Source organism: Micromonospora sp. CNZ297 (genome assembly GCF_007827625.1).
In genome coordinates, this window is the sequence record NZ_VISU01000006.1 from 147,589 (window position 1) to 172,732 (window position 25,144).

At 74.5% G+C, this 25,144-nt stretch carries 26 protein-coding genes; 19 read left to right on the top strand and 7 right to left on the bottom strand.

Translation table 11 applies throughout. The features are described from left to right. Complete coding sequence (locus tag FB454_RS13705; RefSeq protein ID WP_225319763.1) at nucleotides 1-276, bottom strand: hypothetical protein; 276 nt, start codon at nucleotides 274-276, stop codon at nucleotides 1-3. A 117-nt stretch (nucleotides 277-393) separates the two neighbouring features. Between FB454_RS13705 and FB454_RS13710 the strand changes: the two genes are divergently transcribed. Then, nucleotides 394-1,314 carry a proline dehydrogenase family protein gene (locus tag FB454_RS13710; protein ID WP_013288767.1) on the top strand — a complete coding sequence of 307 codons (921 nt, stop codon included), beginning with the start codon at nucleotides 394-396 and terminating at the stop codon, nucleotides 1,312-1,314. 1 nt (nucleotide 1,315) lies between these two features. Here the strand turns inward: FB454_RS13710 and FB454_RS13715 are convergent, their stop codons facing one another. Further along, nucleotides 1,316-1,720 (bottom strand): VOC family protein, encoded by a 405-nt coding sequence (locus tag FB454_RS13715; RefSeq protein WP_030269182.1) that lies wholly within the window; start codon nucleotides 1,718-1,720, stop codon nucleotides 1,316-1,318. A gap of 77 nt (nucleotides 1,721-1,797) precedes the next feature. On the opposite strand from FB454_RS13715, the gene FB454_RS13720 reads away from it, so the two are divergent. The 11 genes from FB454_RS13720 (at nucleotide 1,798) to FB454_RS13770 (ending at nucleotide 11,775) form a co-directional block, all read left to right on the top strand. Next, a complete protein-coding gene (locus tag FB454_RS13720) occupies nucleotides 1,798-2,592 on the top strand; it encodes an alpha/beta fold hydrolase (RefSeq protein ID WP_145755694.1) in 795 nt (264 codons plus the stop codon). Continuing rightward, complete coding sequence (locus FB454_RS13725) at nucleotides 2,585-3,154, top strand: TetR-like C-terminal domain-containing protein (RefSeq protein ID WP_145823028.1); 570 nt, start codon at nucleotides 2,585-2,587, stop codon at nucleotides 3,152-3,154. Before FB454_RS13720 ends, FB454_RS13725 begins: the two co-directional genes overlap by 8 nt. Then, nucleotides 3,151-3,486, top strand: coding sequence for a YrdB family protein (locus FB454_RS13730; protein ID WP_145823029.1), 336 nt, complete (start codon nucleotides 3,151-3,153; stop codon nucleotides 3,484-3,486). The genes FB454_RS13725 and FB454_RS13730 overlap by 4 nt, the downstream gene beginning before the upstream one ends. A gap of 116 nt (nucleotides 3,487-3,602) precedes the next feature. Then, nucleotides 3,603-5,168 (top strand): hypothetical protein, encoded by a 1,566-nt coding sequence (locus FB454_RS13735; RefSeq protein WP_145823030.1) that lies wholly within the window; start codon nucleotides 3,603-3,605, stop codon nucleotides 5,166-5,168. 28 nt (nucleotides 5,169-5,196) lie between these two features. Further along, nucleotides 5,197-6,594, top strand: coding sequence for a permuted SH3 domain-containing protein (locus FB454_RS13740; RefSeq protein WP_145823031.1), 1,398 nt, complete (start codon nucleotides 5,197-5,199; stop codon nucleotides 6,592-6,594). After that, nucleotides 6,591-7,460, top strand: coding sequence for an ABC transporter ATP-binding protein (locus tag FB454_RS13745; RefSeq protein ID WP_013288761.1), 870 nt, complete (start codon nucleotides 6,591-6,593; stop codon nucleotides 7,458-7,460). The genes FB454_RS13740 and FB454_RS13745 overlap by 4 nt, the downstream gene beginning before the upstream one ends. Then, the gene (locus tag FB454_RS13750; protein WP_013288760.1) at nucleotides 7,457-8,641 is read left to right on the top strand and encodes an ABC transporter permease; all 1,185 of its coding nucleotides are present in this window, start codon (nucleotides 7,457-7,459) and stop codon (nucleotides 8,639-8,641) included. Before FB454_RS13745 ends, FB454_RS13750 begins: the two co-directional genes overlap by 4 nt. A gap of 213 nt (nucleotides 8,642-8,854) precedes the next feature. Next, a complete protein-coding gene (locus FB454_RS13755; RefSeq protein ID WP_013288759.1) occupies nucleotides 8,855-9,064 on the top strand; it encodes a helix-turn-helix domain-containing protein in 210 nt (69 codons plus the stop codon). Between the two features lie 220 nt (nucleotides 9,065-9,284). Then, nucleotides 9,285-9,386 carry a 30S ribosomal protein bS22 gene (locus tag FB454_RS13760; RefSeq protein ID WP_007465623.1) on the top strand — a complete coding sequence of 34 codons (102 nt, stop codon included), beginning with the start codon at nucleotides 9,285-9,287 and terminating at the stop codon, nucleotides 9,384-9,386. Between the two features lie 119 nt (nucleotides 9,387-9,505). Further along, on the top strand, nucleotides 9,506-10,579 hold the full coding sequence (locus FB454_RS13765; RefSeq protein ID WP_013288758.1) for an NAD-dependent epimerase/dehydratase family protein: 1,074 nt from the start codon (nucleotides 9,506-9,508) through the stop codon (nucleotides 10,577-10,579). Between the two features lie 338 nt (nucleotides 10,580-10,917). After that, nucleotides 10,918-11,775, top strand: coding sequence for a lysophospholipid acyltransferase family protein (locus tag FB454_RS13770; RefSeq protein WP_030269196.1), 858 nt, complete (start codon nucleotides 10,918-10,920; stop codon nucleotides 11,773-11,775). 15 nt (nucleotides 11,776-11,790) lie between these two features. Here the strand turns inward: FB454_RS13770 and FB454_RS13775 are convergent, their stop codons facing one another. The 3 genes from FB454_RS13775 to FB454_RS13785 all read right to left on the bottom strand — a co-directional run bounded on the left by FB454_RS13775 (nucleotide 11,791) and on the right by FB454_RS13785 (nucleotide 14,894). Next, nucleotides 11,791-12,669, bottom strand: a complete 879-nt coding sequence (locus FB454_RS13775; protein ID WP_145755690.1) for an HAD family hydrolase — start codon at nucleotides 12,667-12,669, stop codon at nucleotides 11,791-11,793. A 112-nt stretch (nucleotides 12,670-12,781) separates the two neighbouring features. Beyond that, nucleotides 12,782-13,639: a DUF5667 domain-containing protein gene (locus FB454_RS13780; protein WP_013288755.1), complete on the bottom strand. Its 858-nt coding sequence runs from the start codon at nucleotides 13,637-13,639 to the stop codon at nucleotides 12,782-12,784. Between the two features lie 283 nt (nucleotides 13,640-13,922). After that, nucleotides 13,923-14,894: an ECF subfamily RNA polymerase sigma factor, BldN family gene (locus FB454_RS13785; RefSeq protein ID WP_013288754.1), complete on the bottom strand. Its 972-nt coding sequence runs from the start codon at nucleotides 14,892-14,894 to the stop codon at nucleotides 13,923-13,925. A gap of 495 nt (nucleotides 14,895-15,389) precedes the next feature. Between FB454_RS13785 and FB454_RS13790 the strand changes: the two genes are divergently transcribed. Genes FB454_RS13790 through FB454_RS13800 form a run of 3 tightly spaced genes read left to right on the top strand, consistent with a single transcriptional unit; the run spans nucleotide 15,390 to nucleotide 17,976 of the window. Then, nucleotides 15,390-17,066: an AMP-binding protein gene (locus FB454_RS13790; protein ID WP_013475151.1), complete on the top strand. Its 1,677-nt coding sequence runs from the start codon at nucleotides 15,390-15,392 to the stop codon at nucleotides 17,064-17,066. After that, complete coding sequence (locus tag FB454_RS13795) at nucleotides 17,056-17,310, top strand: glutaredoxin family protein (RefSeq protein ID WP_145755689.1); 255 nt, start codon at nucleotides 17,056-17,058, stop codon at nucleotides 17,308-17,310. The genes FB454_RS13790 and FB454_RS13795 overlap by 11 nt, the downstream gene beginning before the upstream one ends. 24 nt (nucleotides 17,311-17,334) lie before the next feature. Then, entirely contained in the window at nucleotides 17,335-17,976 is a 642-nt protein-coding gene (locus FB454_RS13800) for an HAD family hydrolase (protein WP_013288751.1), read from the top strand. A 9-nt stretch (nucleotides 17,977-17,985) separates the two neighbouring features. On the opposite strand, the gene FB454_RS13805 is transcribed toward FB454_RS13800, so the two are convergent. Together FB454_RS13805 and FB454_RS13810 are read right to left on the bottom strand one after the other, a co-directional pair. Then, nucleotides 17,986-18,642 carry a LuxR C-terminal-related transcriptional regulator gene (locus tag FB454_RS13805; protein ID WP_013475153.1) on the bottom strand — a complete coding sequence of 219 codons (657 nt, stop codon included), beginning with the start codon at nucleotides 18,640-18,642 and terminating at the stop codon, nucleotides 17,986-17,988. A 102-nt stretch (nucleotides 18,643-18,744) separates the two neighbouring features. Further along, entirely contained in the window at nucleotides 18,745-20,049 is a 1,305-nt protein-coding gene (locus tag FB454_RS13810) for a sensor histidine kinase (protein WP_047893141.1), read from the bottom strand. Between the two features lie 389 nt (nucleotides 20,050-20,438). On the opposite strand from FB454_RS13810, the gene FB454_RS13815 reads away from it, so the two are divergent. Genes FB454_RS13815 through FB454_RS13830 form a run of 4 tightly spaced genes read left to right on the top strand, consistent with a single transcriptional unit; the run spans nucleotide 20,439 to nucleotide 25,139 of the window. Then, nucleotides 20,439-21,209: a redox-sensing transcriptional repressor Rex gene (locus tag FB454_RS13815; RefSeq protein ID WP_013288748.1), complete on the top strand. Its 771-nt coding sequence runs from the start codon at nucleotides 20,439-20,441 to the stop codon at nucleotides 21,207-21,209. Beyond that, a complete protein-coding gene (locus FB454_RS13820) occupies nucleotides 21,206-22,579 on the top strand; it encodes a glutamyl-tRNA reductase (RefSeq protein WP_013288747.1) in 1,374 nt (457 codons plus the stop codon). Before FB454_RS13815 ends, FB454_RS13820 begins: the two co-directional genes overlap by 4 nt. After that, on the top strand, nucleotides 22,576-23,562 hold the full coding sequence (gene hemC / locus FB454_RS13825) for a hydroxymethylbilane synthase (protein ID WP_013288746.1): 987 nt from the start codon (nucleotides 22,576-22,578) through the stop codon (nucleotides 23,560-23,562). Before FB454_RS13820 ends, hemC begins: the two co-directional genes overlap by 4 nt. After that, entirely contained in the window at nucleotides 23,559-25,139 is a 1,581-nt protein-coding gene (locus tag FB454_RS13830) for a bifunctional uroporphyrinogen-III C-methyltransferase/uroporphyrinogen-III synthase (RefSeq protein WP_013475156.1), read from the top strand. Before hemC ends, FB454_RS13830 begins: the two co-directional genes overlap by 4 nt. The last annotated feature ends 5 nt before the right edge of the window (nucleotides 25,140-25,144 follow it).

The following is a 25,144-nucleotide window of genomic DNA, read 5'->3' on the forward strand; positions in this document are numbered from 1 at the left end:
TCAGCCGCCGCAGGAGGCGAGGTGGGTGCCGAAGCCGCCGCGCTCGGGCAGCGCGGCGGTCGGGGCGGGTTCGCCGCGCGCGGCGGTGGCCGGCGCGGGCACGAGCAGGGCGACCGCGACGGTGTCGCCGCCTCCGCCGGCCGGTCCGAGCGCGCAGTCGTCATCGTCGTCGTCGTAACCGTTGTTGCAGCCGGAGAGCGCGAGGGCCAGCGCGGTCAGCGCGCCGAGCTGCACGGAGGCCGAGCGGAGCCGGCGCCGGGGGTGTCGTCGATCCACGTGAACGTTGTAGCCGATCCCCGCCAGCCGGGGGTGCCCGGGCCGGTCGGAGGGCGGGAGGGAACGGGCCTCGGACGCACCCGGCGAGGGCCCGGTGGTGAGCGTTACGCTCGGCTCATGCTCCGTTCCGTCATCCTCGCCGCCTCCCGGTCTACCCAGGTGGAGCGGCTCGTCGCGACGGCCCCGTTCACCCGGGACGTCGTCCGCCGGTTCGTCGCCGGCGCCGCCACCGACGACGCGCTGCGCGCAACCCGCGAGCTGGTCGCCGACGGCCAAGCGGTCACCCTCGACTACCTGGGCGAGGACACCACCACCCCGGAGCAGGCGAACGCCACCCGGGACGAGTACCTCACGCTGCTGAGCCGCCTCGCCGCCGCCGGGCTCACCCCGGCCGCCGAGGTCAGCGTGAAGCTGTCCGCGCTGGGCCAGATGTTCGACGAGCAGCTCGCGTACGACAACGCGCGGGCGATCTGCGCGGCGGCCGACGCGGCGGGCACCACTGTCACGCTGGACATGGAGGACCACACCACCACCGACTCGACGCTGGACATCCTGGCGAAGCTCCGCAAGGACCACCCGGGGACGGGTGCGGTGCTCCAGGCGTACCTGCGGCGGACCGAGTCGGACTGCCGGGAGCTGGCCTCGGCCGGGTCGCGGGTGCGGCTGTGCAAGGGCGCGTACAAGGAGCCGGAGTCGGTGGCGTACCAGTCCGCCCGCGAGGTGGACAAGTCGTACGTGCGCTGCATGAACGTGCTGATGTCCGGCGACGGCTACCCGATGCTCGCCACGCACGACCCGCGGCTGATCGCGATCGGCGAGGACCGGGCGCGCTGGTTCGACCGCGACCCGGGCCGGTTCGAGTTCCAGATGCTCTACGGCATCCGCCCGGAGGAGCAGCAGCGCCTGGTCGGCGAGGGCTACACGGTGCGGACGTACGTCCCCTACGGCGACCAGTGGTACGGCTACCTGATGCGCCGGCTCGCGGAGCGCCCGGCCAACCTGGCGTTCTTCGGCCGCGCGGTGCTGTCGAAGAAGTGAGTCAGTCGTTCGACCAGGCCCGGGTGCACAGCACGAGGCGGTAGCCGTCCGGGTCGGCGAACGTGACACCCCACCTGTCCCAGTACGGGCCGGCGGAGACCCTGGTCCCGCCGGCCCGTTCCAGTCTCGGGACCAGCTCGTCGTCGGCCGGGCCGTCGAGATAGAGCACGAACAGGTCCTCTCCGGTGGGACGCGGCTCGACCGCGAGCGTCGCGCCGCCGACCAGCTCCAGGTGCCAGCCGGCCCCGGGCAGCCCGAGCATCACCAGGTCGTGCTCGTCCGCGTGACCGCCCTCGCTCCGGTAGAGCACGTCCAGGCCCAGCCCTTGCGTCCAGAACCGTTCGGCGGCGGCGAGGTCGCGGCTCGGGCGGGCGAGGCGTACGTGGGTGTCGGCGGTGATCGGCATGCCCGGGATCGTGCGACCTCATCCCGGGTTGAGGTCAAGCTTGACGGTGGTTGGCTAATACCATTAGCTTTACGGCTATGACGGTTAGCCAAGTGGCGCGGGACGGCGGCACGATCGCGTACGAGGTGCACGGGTCGGGACCGCTCGTGGTCCTCTCGCACGGCATGGGGGAGAACCGGGCGGCCTTCCGCCACCTGACGCCCCGGCTGGTCGCGGCCGGTTACCGGGTCGCATCGGTCGACGTACGCGGGCACGGCGACTCCAGCCCGCGCTGGCCCACGTACGCCCCCGAGCACGTCGGCGGCGACCTGCTCGCCGTGGTGCGGGCGCTCGGCGGGGAGCCCGCCACCCTGGTCGGCAGCTCGTCCAGCGCCGCCGCGGTCGTCTTCGCCGCCGCCGAGGCGCCGGAACTGGTCAGCGGCATCGTGCAGATCGGCGCGTTCGTCGGCACGCCGAAGCCGAACCCGCTGATGCGGGTCGCGCAGGCCGCAGTACTCCGTAGCCCTCGCCTGTTCGGGCTGTTCCACCGCACGCTGTTCCCGTGCGGGCGCCCGGCGGACGACGCCGCGTACCGCAGGGAGCTGGTCGCCAAGCTGCGCGGGCGGATGGCCGCGGTGCGCGGCGTGGTCGCACCGGCCGACCCGCACTGGACCGCGCGGGCGCCCGAGGTGCGCCGCCCGGTGCTGGTGCTGATGGGCACGAAGGACCCGGACTTCCCCGACCCGGGCGCCGAGGCGCGGGCCGCGCGCCGGCTGTTCGCCGTCGCCGAGGCCCGGATGATCGCCGACTCCGGGCACTACCCGCACGCCGACCAGCGCGACGTCACCGCCGCCGACCTGGTCGAGTTCCTGGCGGTGACCGCGCGTGCCTAGGGCCGGCCTGACCCCGTCGACCGTCGTGCGGGAGGCCGCCACGCTCGCCGACGAGGTCGGCTACGAGAAGCTGACGCTGGCCGCGCTCGCCGCCCGCCTCGGCGTCGCGCTGCCGAGCCTCTACAAGCACGTCCGGGGTGTGGACGCGCTGCACCAGAAGCTCGCCGTGCTCGCCACCGCCGAGATCGCCGACGTGCTCACGGCCGCCGCCGCGGGCCGGGCCGGTGGCGACGCGTTGCGCGCCGTCGCCGCCGCCTACCGGGCGTACGCGCGGCAGCACCCCGGCCGCTACCCGGCCGCCCAGCGGGCGCCCGACCCGGCCGACCCCGAACACCTCGCCGCCGGGCAGCGCGCGGTCGGCGCGGTCCGGGCCATCCTGCTCGGGTACGGCCTCGACGGCGACGCCGCGACCGACGCCATCCGGATGTTCCGGGCCGCCGTGCACGGCTTCGTCGCCCTGGAGGCGGCGGGCGGATTCGGGCTGCCCCGCGACACCGACCGTTCCTTCGGCGAACTCGTCGCCGGTCTGGACCGTGCCTACCTCTCCTGGGAGAACCGATGAAGGCGCTGCTGCTCGGCGCGATCTTCCTGCTGGAACTGGCCCTGCTGGGCTCGGCCGGATGCTGGGGCTTCACGCTCGGCACCGGCTGGCCGGTACGCCTGCTGGCCGGGCTCGGCACGCCGCTGGTGATCGCCGTGGTGTGGGGCCTGTTCTGCTCGCCGCGTGCCACAGTGACGCTGCCCGACCCGGCCAAGCTCGCCGTCCAGGCCGCCTGCTTCCTGACCGGCGGCGTCCTGCTGACCCTGGCCGGCCACACGGTGCCGGCGGTCGCCCTGGTGGCGCTCTGGGCAGCCGACAAGACGGCGTTGACGCTGACCGGCACCCCGATCTGAGAGATCTTGGTACGAACCGGCCCCCATCAGGGCGCTTTCGTACCAAGATCTCTCGGCGGGGCGGAACAGCGGCGGGACTCTTTCCCGGAACGCCCGATTGGTCGTACCCTTCGCCGGTGACCGACGGCGACGAGCAGCCTCCCGGCCGGACGACGGACGGCGACGAGCCTCGCCCCACCGTCGACGCCGACCGCGCCGCCGACGCGAGCGCCGCCAGCGTCAGCGCCGCTGCCGACGCCAGCGCTGACGACACGCGCGCTGACGACGCCCGCGTCGAAAACGCCGCCACCTCGGCCGGCGTGGACGCCGCCGTCGACACCATCGCACCGGCACCGGCACCGGCACCGGCACCGGACGCGGCGTCGTTGCCGCACCCCGCCGCTGGTCCGGCGTCGTACCCCGTACCCCTGGTGCAGCCGGACCCGACGCGGACGGTGCGGCAACGGCGGCGGTGGCCGCTCTGGACCGCGCTCGGACTCGCGCTCGGCCTGGTGGCGGGCGCCGTGCCCGGCGTGCTCCTGCGGGAGTCGGCGCCTGATGCGGCCGGGCGGTCGGCCGCGAACGCCGACCCGGGCACGGCGGCGCAGCGGCGGCTCGGCGAGCGGATGCTCGCGCTGCTGGACCGGCAGGCCGCCGCCCTCGTCGGCGCGGACCGCGCCGGCTTCCTCGCGGTCGCCGAGCCGGCGGCCCGGCCGGCGCTGAGCCGCCGGTACGCGGCGCTGCGGGCGCTGCGGGTCACCACCTGGCGGCCGGCGGCGGACGGTGTGCCGGAGGCTGTCGAGGGGCGGCCGGGGGAGTGGCGGCAGACGGTGACGGTGGGCTACTGCTTCGTGGTGCCGGACTGTGCGCCGAGCACTCTGGAGCTGGGTGCGCGCTGGCGGCTGGCCGGGGAGGAACCCCGGCTGACCGCGCTGGAACCGTCCGGGGCGGACCCGGCCGGTGTACGGCCGTGGCAGATGAACGACCTGGCCGTGACGGTCGGCAAGCGGGTCGTGGTGGCCACCACGCCGGCCCAGCGGCGCAAGTTGCCCGGCCTGCTCGCCCAGGCCGAGACCGCCGCCCGGGCCGCGGACCGGTACGCGATCGGCGGCCGGCCGCCGGACCGGTACCTCGTCTACTACGCCGGGAAGGGCGAGTGGCAGCGCTGGTACGGAGGCGGGCGGCCGAAGTGGACAGCCGGTTACGCGGTGGGCGTCGGCGGTGGACGCCACGACGTGGTGCTCAACGCGCAGATCGTCACCCCGGCCGGCCTCGACGACCTGCTCCGGCACGAGCTGACCCACGCCGCCTCGCTGCCCGACCGGGGCTACGCCGACCGCGCGGACTGGTGGCTGGTGGAGGGGCTGGCCGAGTACGCCGGTGCCGACGGCCAGCCCGTACACCGCTACGACGGCCTGACCGAGGTGCGGGACCTGCTGCGCGGCGGCTGGTCCGGGCGGCTGGAGGCGGTGGCGCCCGCCGACGACGCGAGCGACGACCGGGTCGGCGGCGCGTACGGCGTCGGCTACCTGGCCGTACGCCATCTGGTCGACAGGTACGGCGAGCAGCGGATGCTGGACTTCTACCGGGCTGTGGTGCACCAGGGACGGACCCCGGAGCAGGCCGCCGACGAGGTGTTCGGCGACCCGTGGTCGATGCTGCACGACGACTGCGTGGCCTACGTGCGGGCCGTCGTCGGCTGAACGTCGACGCCTGTCGACGGGTCGTAGCATGGGCCGGGTGGCCCGCACTCCCTCGCCGCGGCTGCCCGCGGCCCGCCGCCCCCGTCTCGTCACCGTCGTGCTCGCCGTCGTCGCGCTGACCGGCACGACCGCCGCGTCCTGCGGCGACGACGCCCCGGCGGTCACCGTCGCCGAGGTGGGGCGCGCGCCGGTCAGCGAGGTGATCGACGCCCCGGCCACGGTGACCGCGCGGGCCGCGGCCACGCTCACCGCACCGGCCGACGGCACGCTGGCCCGCCTGCGGGTCCAGCCGGGACAGCGGGTGACCCGGGGGCAGGTGCTCGCGGTGATCGACTCGCCGTCGGCCCGGGACCGCCTGGCGAAGGCGCGGGACGCGCTGCGTGCGGCGAAGCGGGCCGGGCGGGGCACCGGCACGGGCGACCTGGGCGGCAGCCGGCGCGGCACCGACCGGGCCGCCGACGAGGCGTTCGCCGCCGCCCGCGCCGCCGCCGGCAAGGTGGGCGACCCGCAGGTACGCGCCGCGCTGCTGCTCCAGGTCTCCTCGGCGCAGCGGCAGTACGAGTCCGCCGCCCGTGCCGCCGACCGGGCGGTCGCCCAGGTGCAGCGCGGCGTCGCGGGCCTGAACAGCGCCGTCGGCGCGCTGTCGGCCGCGCAACGACTCCAGGCCCAGCAGGCGTACGACCTGGCGAAGGCGACAGTGGACGCGCTGACGTTGCGCGCGCCGATCGCCGGTGTGGTGCAGCCGGGCGGTACCCGGTCGGCGGCGCCGGCCGACCTGGCCGGGCTGCTCGGTGCGGCCGGTGGCGCGGCGGTGCCCGGTCTCGACCCGTCGGCGCTGGGCACGGGCGGGCAGGGCGGCCCGCCGCCGGGCGTGGACGACGCGATCCCGGCCGGTGGCCGGGTCACCGCCGGCACGCCGGTGCTCACAGTGGTGGACATCGGCCGGCTCGGCCTGCTCGCCGAGGTGGACGAGACCGACGTGCTGCTGGTCCGGGCCGGGGTGCCCGCGTCGGTCGAGCTGGACGCGGTGACCGGCGCGACGTACGACGCGACGGTGCGCTCGGTGGACGTGCTGCCCACCAGCTCGGCGCGGGGCGGTGTGACCTACCGGGTCCGGCTCGACCTCGGTGCCGGACGCCTCGGTGAGGCCGAGGCGGCACCGGCGCCCCGGCCCGGCATGAACGCGGTGGTGCGGCTGCGGGTGCGGGAGGCCGCCGACGCGGTGGCGGTGCCGGCGTCGGCGGTGTTCTCCGCCGACGGGCGGGACGCGGTCTGGGTGCTGCGCGACGGCCGGGCCGGCCGGGTGCCGGTGACGGTGGGCGTGCAGGGGCAGGACCTGGTGCAGATCGTCGACGGCGTACGAGCCGGTGACCGGGTGGTGGTGCGCGGGGCCGACCAGGTGCGCGACGGCCAGGAACTCCCGTGACCGTACCGGCGGTCGAGGCGGTCGACGTCTGGCGCACGTACGAGCTGGACGGTGTCTCGGTGTCCGCGCTGCGCGGGGTGTCGCTCACCATCGACCAGGGCGAGTACGTGGCGGTGATCGGGCCGTCCGGCTCGGGCAAGTCGACGCTCATGCACCTGCTCGGCGGGCTGGACCGGCCCAGCGGCGGCCGGCTGGTGATCGGCGGGCGGGACGTGACCACGCTCACCGCGCCGGAGCTGGCGACGCTGCGCAACGAGACCATCGGCTTCGTGTTCCAGGCGTTCCATCTGCTGGCCCGTACGTCGGCAGTGGACAACGTGGCGTTGCCGCTCGTCTACCGGGGTGTCGGGGCGCGGCAGCGGCGGGAGCGGGCGGCGGCGATGCTGGGCCGGGTGGGGCTCGGTCACCGGCTGCACCACCGGCCCAACCAGCTCTCCGGCGGTGAGCAGCAGCGGGTGGCGATCGCCCGGGCGCTGGTCACCGAACCGGCGGTGCTGCTCGCCGACGAGCCGACCGGCAACCTGGACAGCGCCACCGGCGAGGCGGTGCTGGAGCTGCTGGAACAGTTGAACGCCGAGTCCGGGGTGGCGCTGGTGATGGTGACCCACGACCAGGAGGTGGCCGCCCGGGCACACCGGCGCATCGCGGTACGGGACGGGCTCATCCGGTCCGACAGCCTTCATGATCGACCGGCGTCGGACGGCTCCGGCGTACCTGCGACACTGGACCCCGCTCCCAGCGCGGAGCCCCGGTCCGCGTCCGGAAGCGGCCCGGGGCACCCGCCCGGTGGCCCCGGTGGCGCCACCGGGGCCACCGGGCGCCTTCCGCGCGCCGCAGGCGGCCGTCAGCAGGGCGACGCCGGATGAGGCTGGCCGAGGCGTGGCGGGTGGCGTCGGACGCGCTGCGGGCCAACCGGATGCGCAGCCTGCTGACCATGCTCGGGGTGATCATCGGGGTGGCCTCGGTAGTGATCCTGGTGGCCATCGGCACCGGCACGAAGCAGCAGGTCGAGCAGCAGGTCGAAGGGCTCGGCTCGAACCTGCTGCTGGTGGTGCCGGGCCGGATCGAGGTGGGCAACGCGCCTGTGGTCTCGCCGCTGGACCTCAGCGACGCCGACGCGGTCTCCCGGGTGGTCGGCGACCCCGGCCGGGTCGCCGTCACGGTGGCCTCCGGCGCTACCGCACGGGCCGGCAACCGGTCCGACTTCACCACTGTGCAGGGCGTCCTGGAGACCACCCCGTCGGTGTTCACCAGGTCGCTGTCGCGGGGCCGCTACCTCACCGGGGCGGACGTGGACACCAGCCGCCGGGTGGCGGTGCTCGGCGACTCGGTGGCCCGCGCGCTCTTCCCCGATCGGGATCCGCTCGGTCAGCAGGTCACGCTGGCCGGGGTGCGGTTCCGGGTGATCGGCGTCTTCGCCCCGCTCGGGCAGAGCCTCGGCGTGGACCGGGACGACGAGGTGCACGTACCGGTGACGGCGGCGCAACGGCTGTGGGGCACCCAGCGCATCGACGGCATCGCGGTGAAGGCGCCGGACCGGGAGCGGATCGACGAGCTCGGCGACCGGATCGTCGCGGAACTGTCCCGCCGGCACCCGGACACCGAGTTCAGCGCCGTCACCCAGCGGCAGATCCTCGGCGTGCTCGGCGACATCCTGGGTGTCCTGACCGGCGTGCTGGCCGCCATCGCGGGCATCTCGCTGCTCGTCGGCGGCGTCGGTGTCTCCAACATCATGCTGGTCTCGGTACGCGAGCGGACCCGCGAGATCGGCCTGCGCAAGGCGGTCGGCGCCCGCCCCCGGGACATCGGCGTGCAGTTCCTGCTGGAGGCGGTGCTGCTGACATCGGTCGGCGGCCTGACCGGGATGGCGCTGGGCGTGGGCACCGCGCTGCTCGTGGACGCGTTCTCGCCGATTCCGGCGGCGATCACCTGGTGGTCGCTGGCGCTGGCGTTCGGCGTCTCCGCGGCGGTCGGCATCGTCTTCGGCGTGGTGCCGGCGCAGCGGGCCGGACGGCTCGACCCGGTGGTGGCGCTGCGCGCCGAGTAGACGGCGGTCGCCCGGATCGGACGAGACACCCGTCCGGGCGAAAAAGCCCTGGTGGACATCGGGTGAACGGCTGTCTCGCCATGATCAAAGGGTGGAAGGGATCGCGCAGGTCACAGCCGTCCCGCTACCGTACTGGTTACACGCGCGTCGCTCGTCGAGGCGGGAACACCTGCCCGGTGACACGCGCCGGGCACGGGAATGGGTCGGTGAGCCATGGCCGGGTCGCAGTCCGACGCACGGCTGTCGGATGTCAGGTTCCTGACCGTCGCCGAGGTGGCGACGGTCATGCGGGTCTCCAAGATGACCGTCTACCGCCTCGTGCACAGCGGTGAGCTGACCGCGGTACGGGTCGGCAGGTCGTTCCGGGTGCCCGAGCACGCCGTGCACGAATACCTCCGGGGCGCCTTCCAGGAGTCCGCCTGAGCCCTCGGCGCACCGTCCGCCGAGTGCGACGAAAAGGGGCATCGACGGGGGCGCGTTGGTCCTGCTGACGCACTCCGGTTAGGCTGGGCCACGACCGTGACCGCTCTCTGGTGTGCCCTGCCCACCACGCTGGTCCGGTCCGTTGTCCGCAAGCGGTCACGGCGCCACCCGTGGTGGTGCCGTCCGGTCCGCCCCGCACGTTGCATCGAAAGGCTGTCGTATGGGCTCGGTGGTCAAGAAGCGCCGCAAGCGCATGGCTAAGAAGAAGCACCGCAAGCTGCTGCGCAAGACCCGCGTCCAGCGTCGCCGTCTCGGCAAGTGACCGGGGCCGGGCAGCAGCCCGGCACCGGCACCACTTGCCAACTGTCGACCCTCGGAGGCTCAGGTGATCAGGCCGCGGACGTCCCGGCTCGATCCCGCCTGCCGCGCTAGGCGCATGACATGACCCCCGGTGACACCTCCGGTGCCCCGGGGGTCGTCGTCGTCACCGGGGTCGGGCGCTGGCTCGGCGCCCACGTGGCCGCCCGGCTCGCCGCCGACGAGCGGATCGAACGCGTCATCGGGGTCGACCCGGCACCACCCAACCCCGAGCTGACCGACCTGCTCTCCGACGTCGAACGCATCCGTCTGGACCTCGACTCGCTCGGCGGCCTCCTGCACGACCTCGACGTCGACACGGTGGTGCACCTGGCGCTCGTCACCGCCCCCGACCCGCAGCAGGGCGGCCGGGCGGGGATGAAGGAACAGAACGTCATCGGCACCATGCAGCTGCTCGCCGCCGCGCAGCGCGCGCCCCGGCTGCGCAAGCTCGTGGTCCGCTCGTCCACCGCCGCGTACGGGGTGTCGTTCCGCGATCCGGCCGTCTTCACCGAGGAGACCGAGCCGCGCGAGGTGCCGCGTGGCGGTTTCGGCCGCGACATCCTCGACATCGAGGGGTACGTCCGCGGGTTCCGCCGCCGTAGGCCCGACGTCACCGCGACGGTGCTGCGCTTCGCGCCGTTCATCGGGTACGCCGCCGACACCACGCTCACCCGCTACTTCTCCCAGCCGGTGGTGCCCACCGTCTTCGGCCGCGATCCGCGCCTGCAGTTCGTGCACTTCGACGACGCGCTGGAGGTGCTGCACCGGTCCGTCGCCGAGGATCACCCGGGCACGTACAACGTCGCCGGGCCGGGGGTGCTGTCGCTGTCGCAGGCGATCCGCCGGGCCGGCCGGGTGGCGGTGCCGGTGCTGGAACCGGGCCTGGCCGGGGTCGCCGCGGTCGCCCGCAGCCTGGGCTTCGGCCGGTACGGCTTGGACCAGGTGGACCTCTTCGTGCACGGTCGGGTGGTGGACACCAGCCGACTGGAGCGGGAGTACGGCTTCACGCCCCGCTCGACCGCCGCCGCGTTCGAGGACTTCATCCGCGCCCACCACGGCGGCGTCGTGGTCACCCGGGACCAGCTCGCCGCCGCCGAGCAGTTGGTGCTGGAGAGCATCCGGCAGGTCCGCTCGACCGTACGGGAGCGTTCGTGAGCAGCCCCGACGAGCGGCGTGACGCGCGTTACGACGTACCGCTGGGTGTGCCGGATCCGGGCGCGGAGCCCGCGCGGCGCAACGGGCACCGCCGGCTGACCGCGCCGTCCGCCCGCCCGGCGGCGCCGCCGGACGAGCCGGACACCTCCGCCGACGAGCCGGGCGCCTCCGCCGACGCGGGCGTTCCGGCCACGCGGCACCAGCCGGCGAAGAAGACAGTGGCCAAGAAGACGGTCGCGAAGAAGGCCGTGGCGAAGAAGGCCGTGGCCAAGAAGGCTGTCGTGCAGCAGGCCCCCGCGGACGAGGCACCGACCGGGAACGCGCCGTCGGGTCCGGCCGTGGCCGACCGTCCGGGGGACCACTGGGACCGCAAGGTGGCCCAGGGGCTGGCGTTCCTGCGGCGGCGGCTCGCCGGTGACTACGAGGTCGACGAGTTCGGCTTCGACCCCGACCTGACCGACGCGGTGGTCCACCCGCTGGTCCGGCTGCTCTACCGGGACTGGTTCCGCACCGAGGTCAGCGGCATCGAGCACGTACCAGACGAGGGCGCCGGTCTCGTCGTCGGCAACCACTCCGGCACCGTGGCGCTCGACGCGCTGATCCTCTCCACCGCGCTGCACGACCGGCACCCGGCGCACCGCTACCTGCGGCTGCTCGGCGCCGACCTGGTCTTCCGGATGCCCGTCGTCTCCGAGATAGCCCGCAAGACCGGCGGCACCGTCGCGTGCAACCCGGACGCGGAGCGGCTGCTCGGCAACGGGGAACTGGTGGGCGTGTTCCCGGAGGGCTTCAAGGGCGTCGGCAAGCTCTACGCCGACCGCTACAAGCTCCAGCGCTTCGGCCGGGGCGGGTTCGTCTCCGCCGCGCTGCGCACCGGTACGCCGATCGTGCCGGTGGCGATCGTCGGCGGCGAGGAGATCTATCCGATGCTCGCCGACATCAAGCCGCTGGCCCGGCTGCTCAAACTGCCGTACTTCCCGGTCACGCCGACGTTCCCCTGGCTGGGGCCGCTGGGCATGGTGCCGCTGCCGAGCAAGTGGCTGATCGAGTTCTGCCCGCCGATCCCGACCGCGCACCTGCGCGACGCGGCGGACGACCCGCTCGTGGTGTTCAACCTCGCCGACCAGGTGCGGGAGACGATCCAGCAGACGCTGCACAAGCTGCTCGAACGCCGGCCGGACCCGTTCGGCCCCTGAGCCGGGCCGCGCCGGTCAGGCGTCGCGGTGGCGGCGCCGGTGCAGCGCCAGACCGGCCGTGACCGCGCCGGCGAGCAGCCCGGCCGCCGCGGTGGAGGGCACGGCGATGCGTACGGCCCGGCGCCCGGTGCGGAAGTCGCGCACGTCCCAGCCCCGCTCGCGGGCCTGCCGCAGCAGCGCCGGGTCGGGATTGACCGCCACCGCGCGGCCGACCGCGCGGAGCATCGGCAGGTCGTTCGCCGAGTCGCTGTAGGCCGCGCACCGGGCCAGGTCCAGCCCTTCCACGGCGGCGAGCTGGGTGACCGCCTCGGCCTTCGCCGGCCCGTGCATCAGGTCACCGACCAGCCGCCCGGTGTACGCGCCGTCGACCACCTCGGCCACAGTGCCGATCGCGCCGGTCAGGCCGAGCCGGGTCGCGATCACCCGGCCGATCTCCACCGGGGCGGCGCTGACCAGCCAGACCCGCTCGCCCGCGTCGAGGTGGCGCTGCGCCAGGCGACGGGTGCCGGCCCAGATGCGCGGCGCCATCAGCTCGTCGAAGATCTCGTCGGTGAGGCGTTCCATGTCGTCGACCCGCCAGCCCTGGACGAAGGCGAGCGCGGCCTCCTTGGCCTGCGACATGTCGCCCGCGTGCTCGGTGGCGAGCAGCCGGAACCGTGCCTGCTGCCAGGCGAACCGGGCCAGGTCCCCGGTGGTGAAGTACTTCCGGGCGGCCAGCCCGCGGGCGAACCAGTAGATCGACGCGCCCTGCATCATCGTGTTGTCCACGTCGAAGAACGCGGCCGCGGTGGGGTCGGGCGTGACTGTGGTCGCCGGTGCCGACGGGGTCTCCGACCAGCCCGCGGTGTGCCCGTGCGCGTCGGTGCTGACGGTCACCTTCCGGCTCCCGGCCACGGCGACCTCCCTGCCTCGACGACGGCGTACGCCCTCCTCGTCGAGCGTATCCGGCACGATGTGACGGCCGGGTGTCCGCCGGGAGAAGTGTGGCGCGGTAGGCGTCCGCCGCTCAGCGGTCGGCCGGGCAGGTGGCCGGAGCGGGCCCGAGCATGTCGCTGGCCTGCGGCGCGGGCAGCCCGCAGGCGATCGCCTCGCGGAGCGCGTCGGCGCGCTTGCCCGCCGCGTCGAGCAGGGACAGCGAGCGGCGGGTGCGGTCCCGGTCGGCGTGGTCGGGCCGGTCGAGCAGGCCGCTGACCACCCGGCGCTGGCCGGCGAGGAAGGTGTCCACCGCGTCCAGCGCCGTCGGGTCCGAGCGCTGCGCGGCGACAGTGGTCAGCAGGCGTACGCCCTGGCGGGTGTCCGCGTCCATGTCGTCCAGGACGGCGCTGAAACCGATGCGGTCGTCGCGCACCGAGGCGGCCTCGTCGAGCCGGGTGCGGGCGAAGTCGAGGAAGAGCTGGCCTCGGCTGATGTCCGAGCTGGCGAGCGCGAGCTGGGCGCGCTCGGTGGAGCGCTTCATGCCGTACAGGGCGTCGCCGGGCAGCGCGTTCTCGCTGGCGGCGGAGATACCGGAGAGGGCGACCGCCCCGGCGGCCACGCCGACCAGGATCGCGCCCCGGGCCCGCGCCCGGCGGCCGGTGATGGCGGGGAGCAGCGCACCGCGTACGCCGGAGGTGGCGGTCCTGGCCGGAGCGCCGACGCCCTCGCGTTCGGCGGTGGCCACGAGCATCGCCCGCAGGCCGGTACGGAACTCGGCGTCCACCTCGACGTCGGGCCGCTCGGCGGTGAGCCGGCGGCTCACCTCGACGAGTGCGGTGAGTTCACCGTCCGCCTTGGACCGGACGTGGTGCCGGCGTCCGCCGTTGGCCTCGTCGAGGAGTTGCGCGAAGCGCTCGGCTCGCCGACGGGAGAAGAGGTCGCTGTCCACCGCGGCACCCCCTCTCGCTGGTCACGGCCGGGCGGCCGTCGTCGTCACCAGCGACCGGTGGCAGCGTGTGGCCCAGGGCCGACCGGAACGGCCGACCTGACCCGCCGGACCGGGTGGCCCGGGGGACGCCGGGACAACCACTGGTCGCACCCGGAGAAACGGACCGCGCCGGTCGCCGGTTACGGCTGGGGCGGCGGCGAAATCACCGGGAGTGAGGGGCGGGTGGGGGGTACGTCGGGCATGCGACACCGCCCGGCGTCGTGCGCCGGCCGGGTCGGGACCGTCAGGAGTGGAAGCCGTCGGGCAGCAGCCGGGCCAGCGCCCGGACCGCCCGGTACTGCAGGGCCTTGATGGCGCCCTCGTTCTTGCCCATGGAGCGGGCCGTCTCGGCCACCGAGAAGCCCTGGAGGAATCGCAGCACGATGCACTCCTGCTGCTCCGGGTTGAGCTGCTTGACGGCGGTGAGCAGGGCGACGTTCGTGATGTGCTCCACCACCGCCGCCTCGGGGCTGCCCTCGGGTCCGCGGTCCTCCCGGTCGGCGTCCAGGACGTCACCGGTGGTGACCTCCAGCCGGTAGCGCCCGGACTTGAAGTGGTCGGCGACCAGGTTGCGGGCGATGGTGACCAGCCAGGCGCCGAGGTCGCGCCCCTGCCAGGTGAAGCTGCCGATCCGCTTGAGCGCCCGCAGGAACGTGTCGGAGGTGAGGTCCTCGGCGAGCTGGCGGTTGCCGACGCGGAAGTAGACGAACCGGAAGACGGTGTCGACGTACCTGTCGTAGATCAGCCCGAACGCCTCGGACTCGCCCGCCTGTGCGCGCTCGACCAGCGTCCACACCTCGGTGGCCGGGTCGGACGGGTCGGGGCGGCTGGGGAAGCCGGTGGCGGGCGCGGCGGCCGGCACGGCGGGCAGGACGGCGGTGTCGCCGGTGGTCACCGCCGGCAGGACCGCGGTCTCGGCGGCGGACGGCTCGGCCCCGGTCGCCGCGTCGCCGCGTCGCGCCTGGGCCGGCATGGTCGGGCGGGTCGGACTGCCCAGGCGGCCGGTCGCGGGCTTCGCGTTGCCGCCCGGGGTCGCGGGGCGGGGCGGCGCCTCGTTCGTGTGGTGCGCGCGGCTGCGGACGCGCCGCCCGTCGCCGCGTACCGCGAGCTGGCCGTCGGTGCCCCGGGGGCCGGGGTCCGCGCGCTCGTTGAGCGGGTTGCGCTGGGCCGGCCCGGTGACACCGGCCGGTCGTTCGGCGTAACCGAAGGTGGTCACCGCGCCTCCCCAGGCTGAGCGGACAGTGACCGCGCCGGAGGACCGGGTAACACCCGGTCGGGCACGGCCGGGTCGGGACGTGCCGACGGGCGGCAGATCCCCTTGAGGTGCTGGTCCAATGCGCTCACGGGCACGGGGGCCTCCTCGGGCTGAGGGGTGTCGACTCACGGCAAATGGGGTGAGCCGACCCGAGTGATGATAGGGCCAACGTCACCCACGCGTGGCAAGTCCGTTACACAGAGCGGAAGTATTTCCCGCCAGGTCGCACACATGGCGGACCCGTTGTCCGTCGTGTGTGGTTGACTTTCGCGCCGGAACCTGGTCCGCAGTGGAAAGTCCTGGTCGGAGCCGATTTTCTTTCCGCTCGGCGTGTCGCGGGAGCGGTGCGGCCGGGTCACGTCCGGCTTCCCGCCCGGGCACCGGTGGAGATCCTCATCCCGTGGCTAGGAATCCCACCGTACGGCAATTGCAGTCCCGTGCGGCGGACCCGGCGCCGTGTTCGGGCATGGCCTGTCGGACACCGCTGTGCCAGACTCAGCCACCGTGCAGGACGCCGCCGAAAGCTCCGCGCCGAACCTCGCCGACCGGCTCCGCCACGCCGCCGCGCAACGGGGCGACCGGGCCGCGCTGCACTGGCGCGACCGGACGCTGCTCTGGTCCGAGCTGGACGACGCGGTCACCGCCACCGCCCGCGCACTGCTCGCCGACGCGCCACCGGCCGACGGAACCGGCCACCCGCCCCGGGTGGCGATCGCGTTCGGCAACACCCCCGACTTCGTGGTCACCTACCTCGCCGCGCTCCGGGCCGGGCTGGTGGCCGTACCGGTCAACCCGACGCTGACCGCCCGCGAGCTGCGGCACGTCCTCGCCGACTCCGGCGCGACCGTGCTCGTCGGCGCGCCCGAGGTGACCGCTCGGGTGGACCCCGCCGAGCTGCCCGCGCTGCGTGCCGTGCACACCGCGCCGCCGGTGTCCGGCGACGCCGCGCCGGCCCGGTTCCCGGCCCGCTCCGGCGACGACCTCGCAGTCCTGCTCTACACCTCCGGCACCGAGGGCCGGCCCAAGGGCGCGATGCTGTCACACCGGGCGCTCGCCGCCAACCACGACCAGGTCGACCGCATCGAACCGCCTGTGGTCGGCCCCGACGACGTCGTGCTGCTCGCCCTTCCGCTGTTCCACGCGTACGGGCTGAACTCCGCACTCGGCGCCGTCGTGCGGCACGGCGCGACCGGGGTGCTCGTCGACGAGCCCGGCCCGGCCGGCGCGCTGGACGACATCGCCCGGCACCGGGTCACAGTGCTCGTCGGCGTACCGCCGATGTTCCTGACCTGGGCCGAGGCGGAGCGTGACCCGGCCGCGGCGCTCGCCTCGGTACGCGTCGCGGTGTGCGGCGCGGCGCCGCTGCCGCTCGCAGCCGGCGCGCGCTTCACCGAGCTGACCGGGCATCCGGTGCACGTCGGCTACGGGCTCACCGAGACCGCGCCGGTGCTCACCTCGACGCTCGTCGGCGGCGAGCCGAAACCCGGGTCGATCGGCCGCCCGCTGCCCGGCGTCGGGCTGCGCCTCGTCGGGTCCGACGGCACCGAGCTGTGGCGCGACGGGGTGCCCGCCGACGCCCCCGACGAGGACGAGATGGACCTCTCCGACGAGCCGTCCGGCACCGACCCCGGGCAGATCGTGGTACGCGGCCCGAACCTGTTCGCCGGATACTGGCCGGACGGGCGGGGTGGGCCGGACCCGGACGGCTGGTGGCCCACCGGCGACGTGGCGTACGCCGACGGCGACGGCGACCTGTTCCTGGTCGACCGGCTCGGCGAGCTGATCCTCGTCAACGGCTTCAACGTCTACCCGCACGAGGTGGAGCTGGTGCTCCAGGCGCACCCCGGGGTGGCCGAGTCGGCCGTCCTGGGCGTGCCGCACCCGCGGACCGGCGAGACTGTGCGGGCGTACGTGGTCCGGGCGGCCGGCCCGCCGGTGACGGCGGAGGACCTGCTCGCCCACTGCGCGCGTAACCTGGCCCGGTTCAAGTGCCCGACCGCCGTCGAGTTCGTCGACAGCCTGCCGTACTCGGCGATCGGGAAGGTACGCAAGACCGAGCTGCGCCCGGCGCCCGCGGTGCCGTCCCCGGCGACGCCGACCGAGATCCGCACGGAGGTATCCGATGTCCAGTGACCCGAGGCTCATCCTGATCACCCGGTCCGGCTGTCACCTGTGCGACGACGCCAAGGCCGCGCTCGACCGGGTGGTGGCGGTCACCGGCGACCGGTGGGTGGAGCGGGACGTCACAGGCGACCTGGAGATGGAGCGCGACTACGGCGACCGGCTGCCTGTGGTGCTGCTCGACGGCAAGGAGCACGGCTACTGGCGGGTCGAGGAGGACCGGCTGCTGCGCGATCTGACCACGCCGCAGCTCTAGCACTATGGTGCTCGGGTGACGGGTATGCGACGCCACCTCGTGTGGGACTGGAACGGAACGCTCCTCGACGACCTCGACCTGGTGGTCCAGGCCACTAACGTCGCCTTCGCCAGCGCCGGCGGGCCGGCGGTCACCGCGGCCGAGCACCGGGTCCGGTTCCGGCGGCCGATCGCCGACTACTACGCCGAGATGCTCGGCCGGGCCGTGGACGCCGAGGCGTTCGGGACGCTCGACCGGGTCTTCCACGACGCCTACCGGGCCGGGCTGACCACCTGCGCCCTGGCCGCCGACGCCACCACCGCGATCGAGTCCTGGGAGGGCAGCCAGTCGCTGTTGTCCATGTGGTTCCACGACGAGCTGGTGCCGACCGTGCACACGTACGGCCTGACCCCGCACTTCCGCCGGGTGGACGGGCTGCGCGCCACGGTCGGCGGCGGGCACAAGGCCGAGTGGCTGGAGAAGCACCTGGCCGAGCTGGGGCTGGGCGGGCACGAGGTGGTGCTGATCGGCGACTCGCTCGACGACGCCGACGCGGCCGCCTCGGTCGGCGCCCGCTGCGTCCTCTACACCGGCGGCCTGTCCGACCCGGACCGGCTGCGCGGCAGCGGCCACCCGGCCGCCGACACGCTCACCGAGGCGGTGACAGTGGCCCGCACGCTCGCCTGACCGGCCCGGTCAGGCGCGCAGGTGGGCCAGGACAGCCAGGACGCGGCGATGGTGGGTGGTCGCATCAGGGGGCAGGTCGAGCTTGGTGAAGATGTTGCGGACGTGCTTCTCCACCGCGCCGTCGCTGACCACGAGCGTCCGGGCGATGGCGGTGTTCGAGCGGCCCTCGGCCATCAGCGCCAGCACCTCGCGCTCGCGCGGGGTCAGCGACGCCAGCGGGTCGTCGCGCCGCCGCCGGACCAGCAACTGGCTGATCACCTCCGGGTCGAGCACGGTGCCGCCGGCCGCCACCCGGGCCAGGCCGTCGAGGAACTCGTCGATCGCGGCGACCCGGTCCTTGAGCAGGTAGCCGATCCCACCGCCGCCCCCGCCCGCGGTGTCCAGCAGGTCGTCGGCGTACGACACCTCGACGTACTGGGACAGCACCAGGATCGGCGTACCGGGCACCCGGCGGCGGGCCTCCACCGCGGCGCGCAGTCCCTCGTCGGTGTGTGACGGCGGCATCCGCACGTCCACCACCGACACGTCGGGCCGGTGCGCCACCACCGCCTCGACCAGCGCGTCACCGTCACCGACGGCCGCCACCACCTCGTGCCCGTACTCGGTCAGCAGCCGGACCAGCCCCTCCCGGAGCAGTACGGCGTCGTCCGCGATCACCACCCGCATGGGTCCGGTGTCTATCACGCCCGGACCCGGTTGCCGCCCGGCGGCCCGGATGCCGGGCGCGCCGCGCCACCGCGCGACGGCCCGGAGCCCGGGCGAACCAGGTCACCTCGGCAGTTCGGCGTGGATCCGGGTCGGGCCGCCGGCCGGGCTGGCCACCTCCAGGGTGCCGCCCGCCGCCCGGACCCGGTCGGCGATGCCGCTGAGCCCGTGCCCCTTGGCCAGGTGCGCGCCGCCGGCGCCGTCGTCGGTGACGGTGATCTCCAGCCGGCCCACCTTCCGGGTGACCTCCACCCGGCAGATGTTCGCCCGGCTGTGCTTCGAGACGTTCGTCAGGGCCTCGGCCACCACGAAGTACGCGGTGCTCTCCAGCCCCGGGTCGAGCCGTCCGGCGGCGGTGCCCAGGTCGTCGTCCACGGTCAGCTCGGTGGGTACCAGGGCGCGGGCGGCGAGCGCGGCGAGCGCGCTGGGCAGGCCCCGGTCGACCAGGATCGGCGGCGCGATGCCCCGGGACAGGGCACGCAGCTCGTCCAGCGTCTCCCGGGTCTGCGCGACCGCCTCGTCGAGCGTCTGCCGGGCCGCCTCCGGGTCGGCGGCGAGCTGGTGGCGGGCCCGGCCGAGGTCCATGGCGAGCCGGACCAGCCGCTGCTGCGGGCCGTCGTGGATGTCGCGCTCCAGCCGGCGCAGCGCGACCGCCTCGGCCGAGGCGGCGGCCCGCTTCTGCTCCTCCAGCGTGACGATCCGCTGCCGCATCTCGGCCACGCCGGTGAGCAGCGAGTACGCCAGCCCGGCCTGGAGCCGGGCGCACCCGCGTGCCACCAGCGGGAGGGTGAACAGGGCGAACAGCCCGATCGCGGTGTTCAGGGCGATCCGCGCGCCGGGGCCGTCGCCCATCCCGAGGAGCTGGCTCAGGTCCTGGTCGTCCGCGCCGCGCGGGATGGCCCAGTCGTACGCGATGTAGAGGGTGCCGCCCAGTGCGAGCACCCACCAGACCACGAGCAGCACGAACGTGGGCACCGCCACGAGCAGCCGGACGAAGGCGTGCAGCAGGTCGAGCCACGACTGCGCGTCCCGGATCGGGGTGAACACCCGGCGCCAGAACCCGGCACCCGGCTCCGGTCTGCGGTAGACCGGGCGTACCCGGGGCCGGTCCTGCACCCCGGCGAGCCGGAGCCGCTCGATGTCGGCCAGCCCGCGGGCCGCGTAGAGGAAGCCGGCGAGGATCGGCAGGCCGAGCGTGGTCACCAGCAGCCCGGCGCTGAGTGAGATCCCCACCACTGCCAGCACGAAGCTGACGATCGCCAGCGGGAGGCCCACGAGCACGTAGGTGGTGTCGCGGGCGAGGCGGCGCAGGAGCCCGTGGACGGGGGACAGCGGAGCGGGCGCGGTGGCCAGTGGTGCTGCGGTCATGGTTCGAGGCTATGGGCGCGTGCCCCGCCCACCCATCCCGCACGCTGGCCTGTTCGGGGTGGGGTTCTCCCTACTCGAAACGTGAGACTCGCCTCGCCACGCCGGTCACGGAGCGCTACGGGCCCCGCGCGATTGGTCAGGGAAGTCTGGATTGAGCAATAATCGGCATGCGCCGCCGAGAGAGGCGGTTGATCGATCTTGCGGGAATGGAGGGGCAGGTGAAGGCGCGTCGCGAGCTTTCAAGATCGCGATTTGTGCACCCCTTCACAAACACCTACTCTGTAGTTCCGACGCGCCCTGCTAGCACAGCCGGCAATCTCGGTCGCCAGCGGGAGTCCCGAAACGACCGGCCCCCGTCGCTGGTCGAGGATCGCACCGCACGGAGTCTCATGAGCCAGCACCGTCAACCAGGCGCGCCCGGTCGCACCGGTGCCGTACCGGCGCTTCCGGACCTGCCCGAGGCGACCGTGTCCCGGCTCCCGGAATACCTGCGTGCGCTGCACGCGCTCGCCGACGCCGGGCACGAGACGGTGTCCAGCGAGGGCCTCGCCAACGCCGCCGGCGTCAACTCCGCGAAGCTCCGCAAGGACCTGTCCCACCTCGGCTCGTACGGCACCCGCGGCGTCGGCTACGACGTGGCGCTGCTGGTCGACCAGATCTCCTCGGTGCTCGGGCTCACCCAGTGCCGGACCGTCGCGCTCGTCGGCGTGGGTAATCTCGGTCACGCCCTGGCCGGCTACGACGGCTTCGCCAACCGCGGATTCCGCATCGCCGCGCTGGTCGACGCCGACCGGTCCCGCGTCGGCGAAGTGATCAACGGCCTGGTCGTACGGCACGTCGACGAGCTGCCCCAGATCGTCGCCGAGGAGTCGATCTCGATCGGCGTCATCGCCACCCCCGCCCCGGCCGCCCAGGCGGTCGCCGACCAGTTGGTCGCCGTCGGCGTGACGAGCATCCTCAACTTCGCGCCCTGCGTACTCTCGGTTCCGGACGGGGTCGACGTGCGCAAGGTCGACCTCGCCATCGAGCTGCAGATCCTGTCCTTCCACGAGCACCGCAAGGCATCGCTGACCGCGCTCCCCGCCACCGGCGGGTCCGCCCTCACCGCACTGCCCGGCGGACTCGCGGCAACCGACACCCAGGAGGCGATCGGCACGTGAAACTGCTCGTCGTCGGCGCGTCCTACCGCACCGCCCCGGTCGCCACCCTGGAACAGCTGGCCGTCCCGCCCGCCGACCTCACCCGCACGCTGGACCGCCTGATCGCCCAGCCGTACGTCGCCGAGGCCGTCCTGGTCTCCACCTGCAACCGGGTGGAGGTCTACGCCGCCGTCTCCGGGTTCCACGGCGGACTCGGTGACATCTGCGCGGTCCTGGCCGACCAGGCCGGCTGCCAGCCCGCGGCGCTCGCCCCGCACCTCTACGTCCACTACGACGCCGCCGCCGTGGACCACGTCTTCCGGGTGGCCGCCGGGCTCGACTCGATGGTGGTGGGCGAGGCGCAGATCCTCGGCCAGCTTCGCGACGCCTACCACTCCGCCGGTGGCGCCGACTCCGCCGGGCGGCTGCTGCACGAGCTGATGCAGCAGGCGCTGCGGGTCGGCAAGCGCGCGCACGCCGAGACCAACATCGACCGGGCCGGGCAGAGCGTCGTCACCGCCGCACTCGATCTCGCCGCCGGGCTGCTCGACGGCGACCTGGCCGGCCGGCCCGCCATGGTGGTGGGCGCCGGCGCGATGGGCTCGCTGGGCGTGGCCACGCTGTCCCGGCTGGGCGCCGGCCCGCTCACCGTGACCAACCGGGGCGCCGCCCGTGCCGTCCGGCTCGCCGAGTCGTACGGCGCGTCCGCCGTGCCGATGGCCGAGCTGATCACCGCGCTCGCCGACGTCGACGTCGTGGTCGCCGCCACCGCCGCCACCGAGGCGGTGCTCACCCGCGACGTGGTGACCCGGGCGCTGGCCCGCCGGGACGCCGACCGCGGCCCGCTGGTCCTGCTCGACCTGGCCGTCCCGCGCGACGTCGAGCCCGGCGTCGCCGAGCTGCCCGGCGTCGAGGTGATCGACATCGACCGGATGGCCGCCGTCCTCGCCGACGGACCGGCCGCGGCCGACGCCGCCGAGGTGGCCCGGATCGTGACCGGCGAGGTCGAGGCGTTCCTGAGCTGGCTGCGCGGCGCCGACGTCGCACCGACGGTGGCCGCCCTGCGCGGCCGGGCCGAGGACGTCGTCACCACCGAGCTGCGCCGACTCGGCCAGCGCCGCCCCGACCTCAGCGACGACCAGCGCGCCGAGGTCGCCCGCACCGTGCACCGGGTCGTGCAGCGGCTGCTGCACCAGCCGACCGTACGGGTCCGCCAGCTCGCCGCCGAGCCCGGCGGCGACCAGTACGCGGCGCTGCTGCGCGAACTGTTCGACCTGGACGTTCCGCAGACGTCCCCGGTCGACACCGTCCCCGACGTGGTCGCCACCGACCTCGACGGCCGGCCGTCGTTCGACGCCGCCGACGTCCCGCCCACCGGAGGTGCGCGATGACCGCCCCCCTTCGCCTCGGTACCCGGGGCAGCGCCCTGGCGATGGCCCAGTCCGGCCACGTCGCCGAGGCCCTCACCGCGGCCACCGGCCGCCCGGTCGAGCTGGTCGAGGTGGTGACCGCCGGCGACAGGTCCACCGCCCCGGTGCAGCGGCTCGGCGTCGGCGTGTTCGTCTCCGCGCTGCGCGACGCGCTGACCGCCGGCGAGATCGACTTCGCCGTCCACTCGTACAAGGACCTGCCCACCGCGGCGGCGCCCGGCCTGCATGTCGCGGCCGTACCGCCCCGGCAGGATCCGCGTGACGCGCTGGTGGCCACGAACGGCCGTACGCTCGCCGAGCTGCCGCCCGGCGCCCGCGTCGGCACCGGCGCGCTGCGCCGGATCGCCCAGTTGCACGCGCTGGGCATGCAGTTGGAGGTCAGCCCGATCCGGGGCAACGTCGACACCCGGCTCGGCCGCGTGCTCGGCCCGGACGCCGACCTCGACGCCGTCGTGCTCGCCCGCGCCGGGCTCAACCGGATCGGCCGCGCCGACGTCATCACCGAGACGCTCGACCCGATGCTCATGCTGCCCGCACCCGCCCAGGGTGCGCTCGCCGTCGAGTGCCGGGCCGACGACCAGGACGTGATCGAGCTGCTCGCGCTGCTCGACCACGCACCGTCCCGTGCCGCGATCACCGCGGAACGGGCGCTGCTGGCCACCCTGGAGGCAGGGTGCAGCGCGCCCGTGGCCGCGTACGCCGTTCTCGCCGAAGGCGAGCCCACCGACGAGGGCGACGTCAATCAGGAGATCTACCTGCGCGGTGCGGTGATCAGCCCGGACGGTACTCGTGACCTCCGGCTGTCCCGCACCGGAACGCCCGCCGACGCGGCGGAGATCGGCAAGGCACTCGCCGCCGAACTCCTCGAACTCGGCGCCGACTCGATCCTCGGCCAGGACGCACAGGCCGGCCCGGGGACCCAGCAACTTGGGAGCACAGAATGACCCGCACCCGTAAGCCCGTAGGCCAGATCGCATTCGTCGGGGCCGGTCCCGGCGACCCGGGCCTGCTGACCCGCCGGGCGCTGGACGCCCTGGTCGAGGCCGACCAGGTGGTCTACGACCGGGGCGTACCCGAGTCGCTCCTGGCGCACGTCCGCGCCCAGGCCCGGCCGGACGCCGAGTTCAGCCCCGCCGAGGGCGTGCCGGGGGACGTGGCGAAGGTGCTGATCTCCGCGGCCCGGTCCGGGCAGAACGCCGTGCACCTGGTCGCCGGTGACCCGTTCGGCCACGACTCGGTGGTCAAGGAGGTGCAGGCGGTCGCGCGTACCGCCGCGCACTTCGAGGTGGTCCCGGGCGTCGGTCAGGCCGAGGGCGTGGCCACGTACGCGGGTGTCCCGCTGCCGGGCGTACGCACCGCCGCCGACGTCGAGGACGTCACCGCGCTGGACTTCGAGGCGCTCGCCACCGCCGTCGGGCGGGGTTCGCTGGCGCTCGCCGTGGACGCCGGTGACCTGGCCGCCGTCCGGGACGGCCTGCTGGCCGCCGGGGTCGACGGCACCACTGCGGTCGGGGTGACCGGTGACGGCACCGGCGAGACGCAGTACACCACCACGTCGACAGTCGACTCCTTCGTCGCGGCGGCGCTCGGCTTCACCGGCCGGGTGGTGCTCACCGTCGGCGCGGCCGTCACCGACCGCGACAAGCTGAGCTGGTGGGAGAACCGCCCGCTGTACGGCTGGAAGGTGCTGGTGCCCCGCACCAAGGAGCAGGCCGGCGTGATGAGCGCGCGGCTGCGCGCGTACGGGGCGATCCCGTGCGAGGTGCCGACCATCGCGGTCGAGCCGCCGCGTACCCCGGCGCAGATGGAGCGGGCCGTGAAGGGCCTGGTCGACGGCCGGTACGCCTGGGTCATCTTCACCTCGGTGAACGCGGTCCGGGCGGTGTGGGAGAAGTTCGCCGAGCACGGCCTCGACGCCCGCCACTTCGGTGGCGTGAAGATCGCCTGCATCGGTGACGCCACCGCCGAGGCGGTCCGTGCCTTCGGCATCCAGCCCGAGCTGATCCCCTCCGGGGAGCAGTCCTCCGAGGGCCTGCTGGCCGAGTTCTCGCCGCACGACGAGATCCTCGACCCGGTCGGCCGGGTGCTGCTGCCGCGCGCCGACATCGCCACCGAGACCCTGGCCGCCGGCCTGACCGAGCGCGGCTGGGAGGTCGACGACGTGACCGCGTACCGGACCGTGCGCGCGGCGCCGCCGCCCGCCGAGATCCGCGACGCGATCAAGTCCGGCGGGTTCGACGCGGTGCTGTTCACCTCGTCGTCCACCGTGCGGAACCTCGTCGGTATCGCCGGGAAGCCGCACGCGCGGACCGTTGTTGCAGTGATCGGGCCCAAGACGGCGGAGACCGCCACCGAGTTCGGCCTGCGCGTCGACGTGCAGCCGCCGCACGCCTCGGTGCCCGACCTGGTGGAGGCGCTCGCCGCCTACGCCGTCGAGCTGCGGGAGAAGCTCGCCGCCATGCCGGCGAAGCAGCGCCGGGGCTCGAAGGTGCAGGGCCCGACCGCCCTGCGGTTCCGCTGACAGGA

Coding starts and splice junctions, on each gene's coding strand:
- FB454_RS13710 (WP_013288767.1), top strand. CDS start 394: ATGCTCCGTTCCGTCATCCTCGCCGCCTCCCGGTCTACCCAGGTGGAG.
- FB454_RS13715 (WP_030269182.1), bottom strand. CDS start 1,720: ATGCCGATCACCGCCGACACCCACGTACGCCTCGCCCGCCCGAGCCGC.
- FB454_RS13720 (WP_145755694.1), top strand. CDS start 1,798: ATGACGGTTAGCCAAGTGGCGCGGGACGGCGGCACGATCGCGTACGAG.
- FB454_RS13730 (WP_145823029.1), top strand. CDS start 3,151: ATGAAGGCGCTGCTGCTCGGCGCGATCTTCCTGCTGGAACTGGCCCTG.
- FB454_RS13740 (WP_145823031.1), top strand. CDS start 5,197: ATGGGCCGGGTGGCCCGCACTCCCTCGCCGCGGCTGCCCGCGGCCCGC.
- FB454_RS13750 (WP_013288760.1), top strand. CDS start 7,457: ATGAGGCTGGCCGAGGCGTGGCGGGTGGCGTCGGACGCGCTGCGGGCC.
- FB454_RS13755 (WP_013288759.1), top strand. CDS start 8,855: ATGGCCGGGTCGCAGTCCGACGCACGGCTGTCGGATGTCAGGTTCCTG.
- FB454_RS13760 (WP_007465623.1), top strand. CDS start 9,285: ATGGGCTCGGTGGTCAAGAAGCGCCGCAAGCGCATGGCTAAGAAGAAG.
- FB454_RS13765 (WP_013288758.1), top strand. CDS start 9,506: ATGACCCCCGGTGACACCTCCGGTGCCCCGGGGGTCGTCGTCGTCACC.
- FB454_RS13795 (WP_145755689.1), top strand. CDS start 17,056: ATGTCCAGTGACCCGAGGCTCATCCTGATCACCCGGTCCGGCTGTCAC.
- FB454_RS13800 (WP_013288751.1), top strand. CDS start 17,335: ATGCGACGCCACCTCGTGTGGGACTGGAACGGAACGCTCCTCGACGAC.
- FB454_RS13805 (WP_013475153.1), bottom strand. CDS start 18,642: ATGCGGGTGGTGATCGCGGACGACGCCGTACTGCTCCGGGAGGGGCTG.
- FB454_RS13810 (WP_047893141.1), bottom strand. CDS start 20,049: ATGACCGCAGCACCACTGGCCACCGCGCCCGCTCCGCTGTCCCCCGTC.
- FB454_RS13815 (WP_013288748.1), top strand. CDS start 20,439: ATGAGCCAGCACCGTCAACCAGGCGCGCCCGGTCGCACCGGTGCCGTA.
- hemC (WP_013288746.1), top strand. CDS start 22,576: ATGACCGCCCCCCTTCGCCTCGGTACCCGGGGCAGCGCCCTGGCGATG.
- FB454_RS13830 (WP_013475156.1), top strand. CDS start 23,559: ATGACCCGCACCCGTAAGCCCGTAGGCCAGATCGCATTCGTCGGGGCC.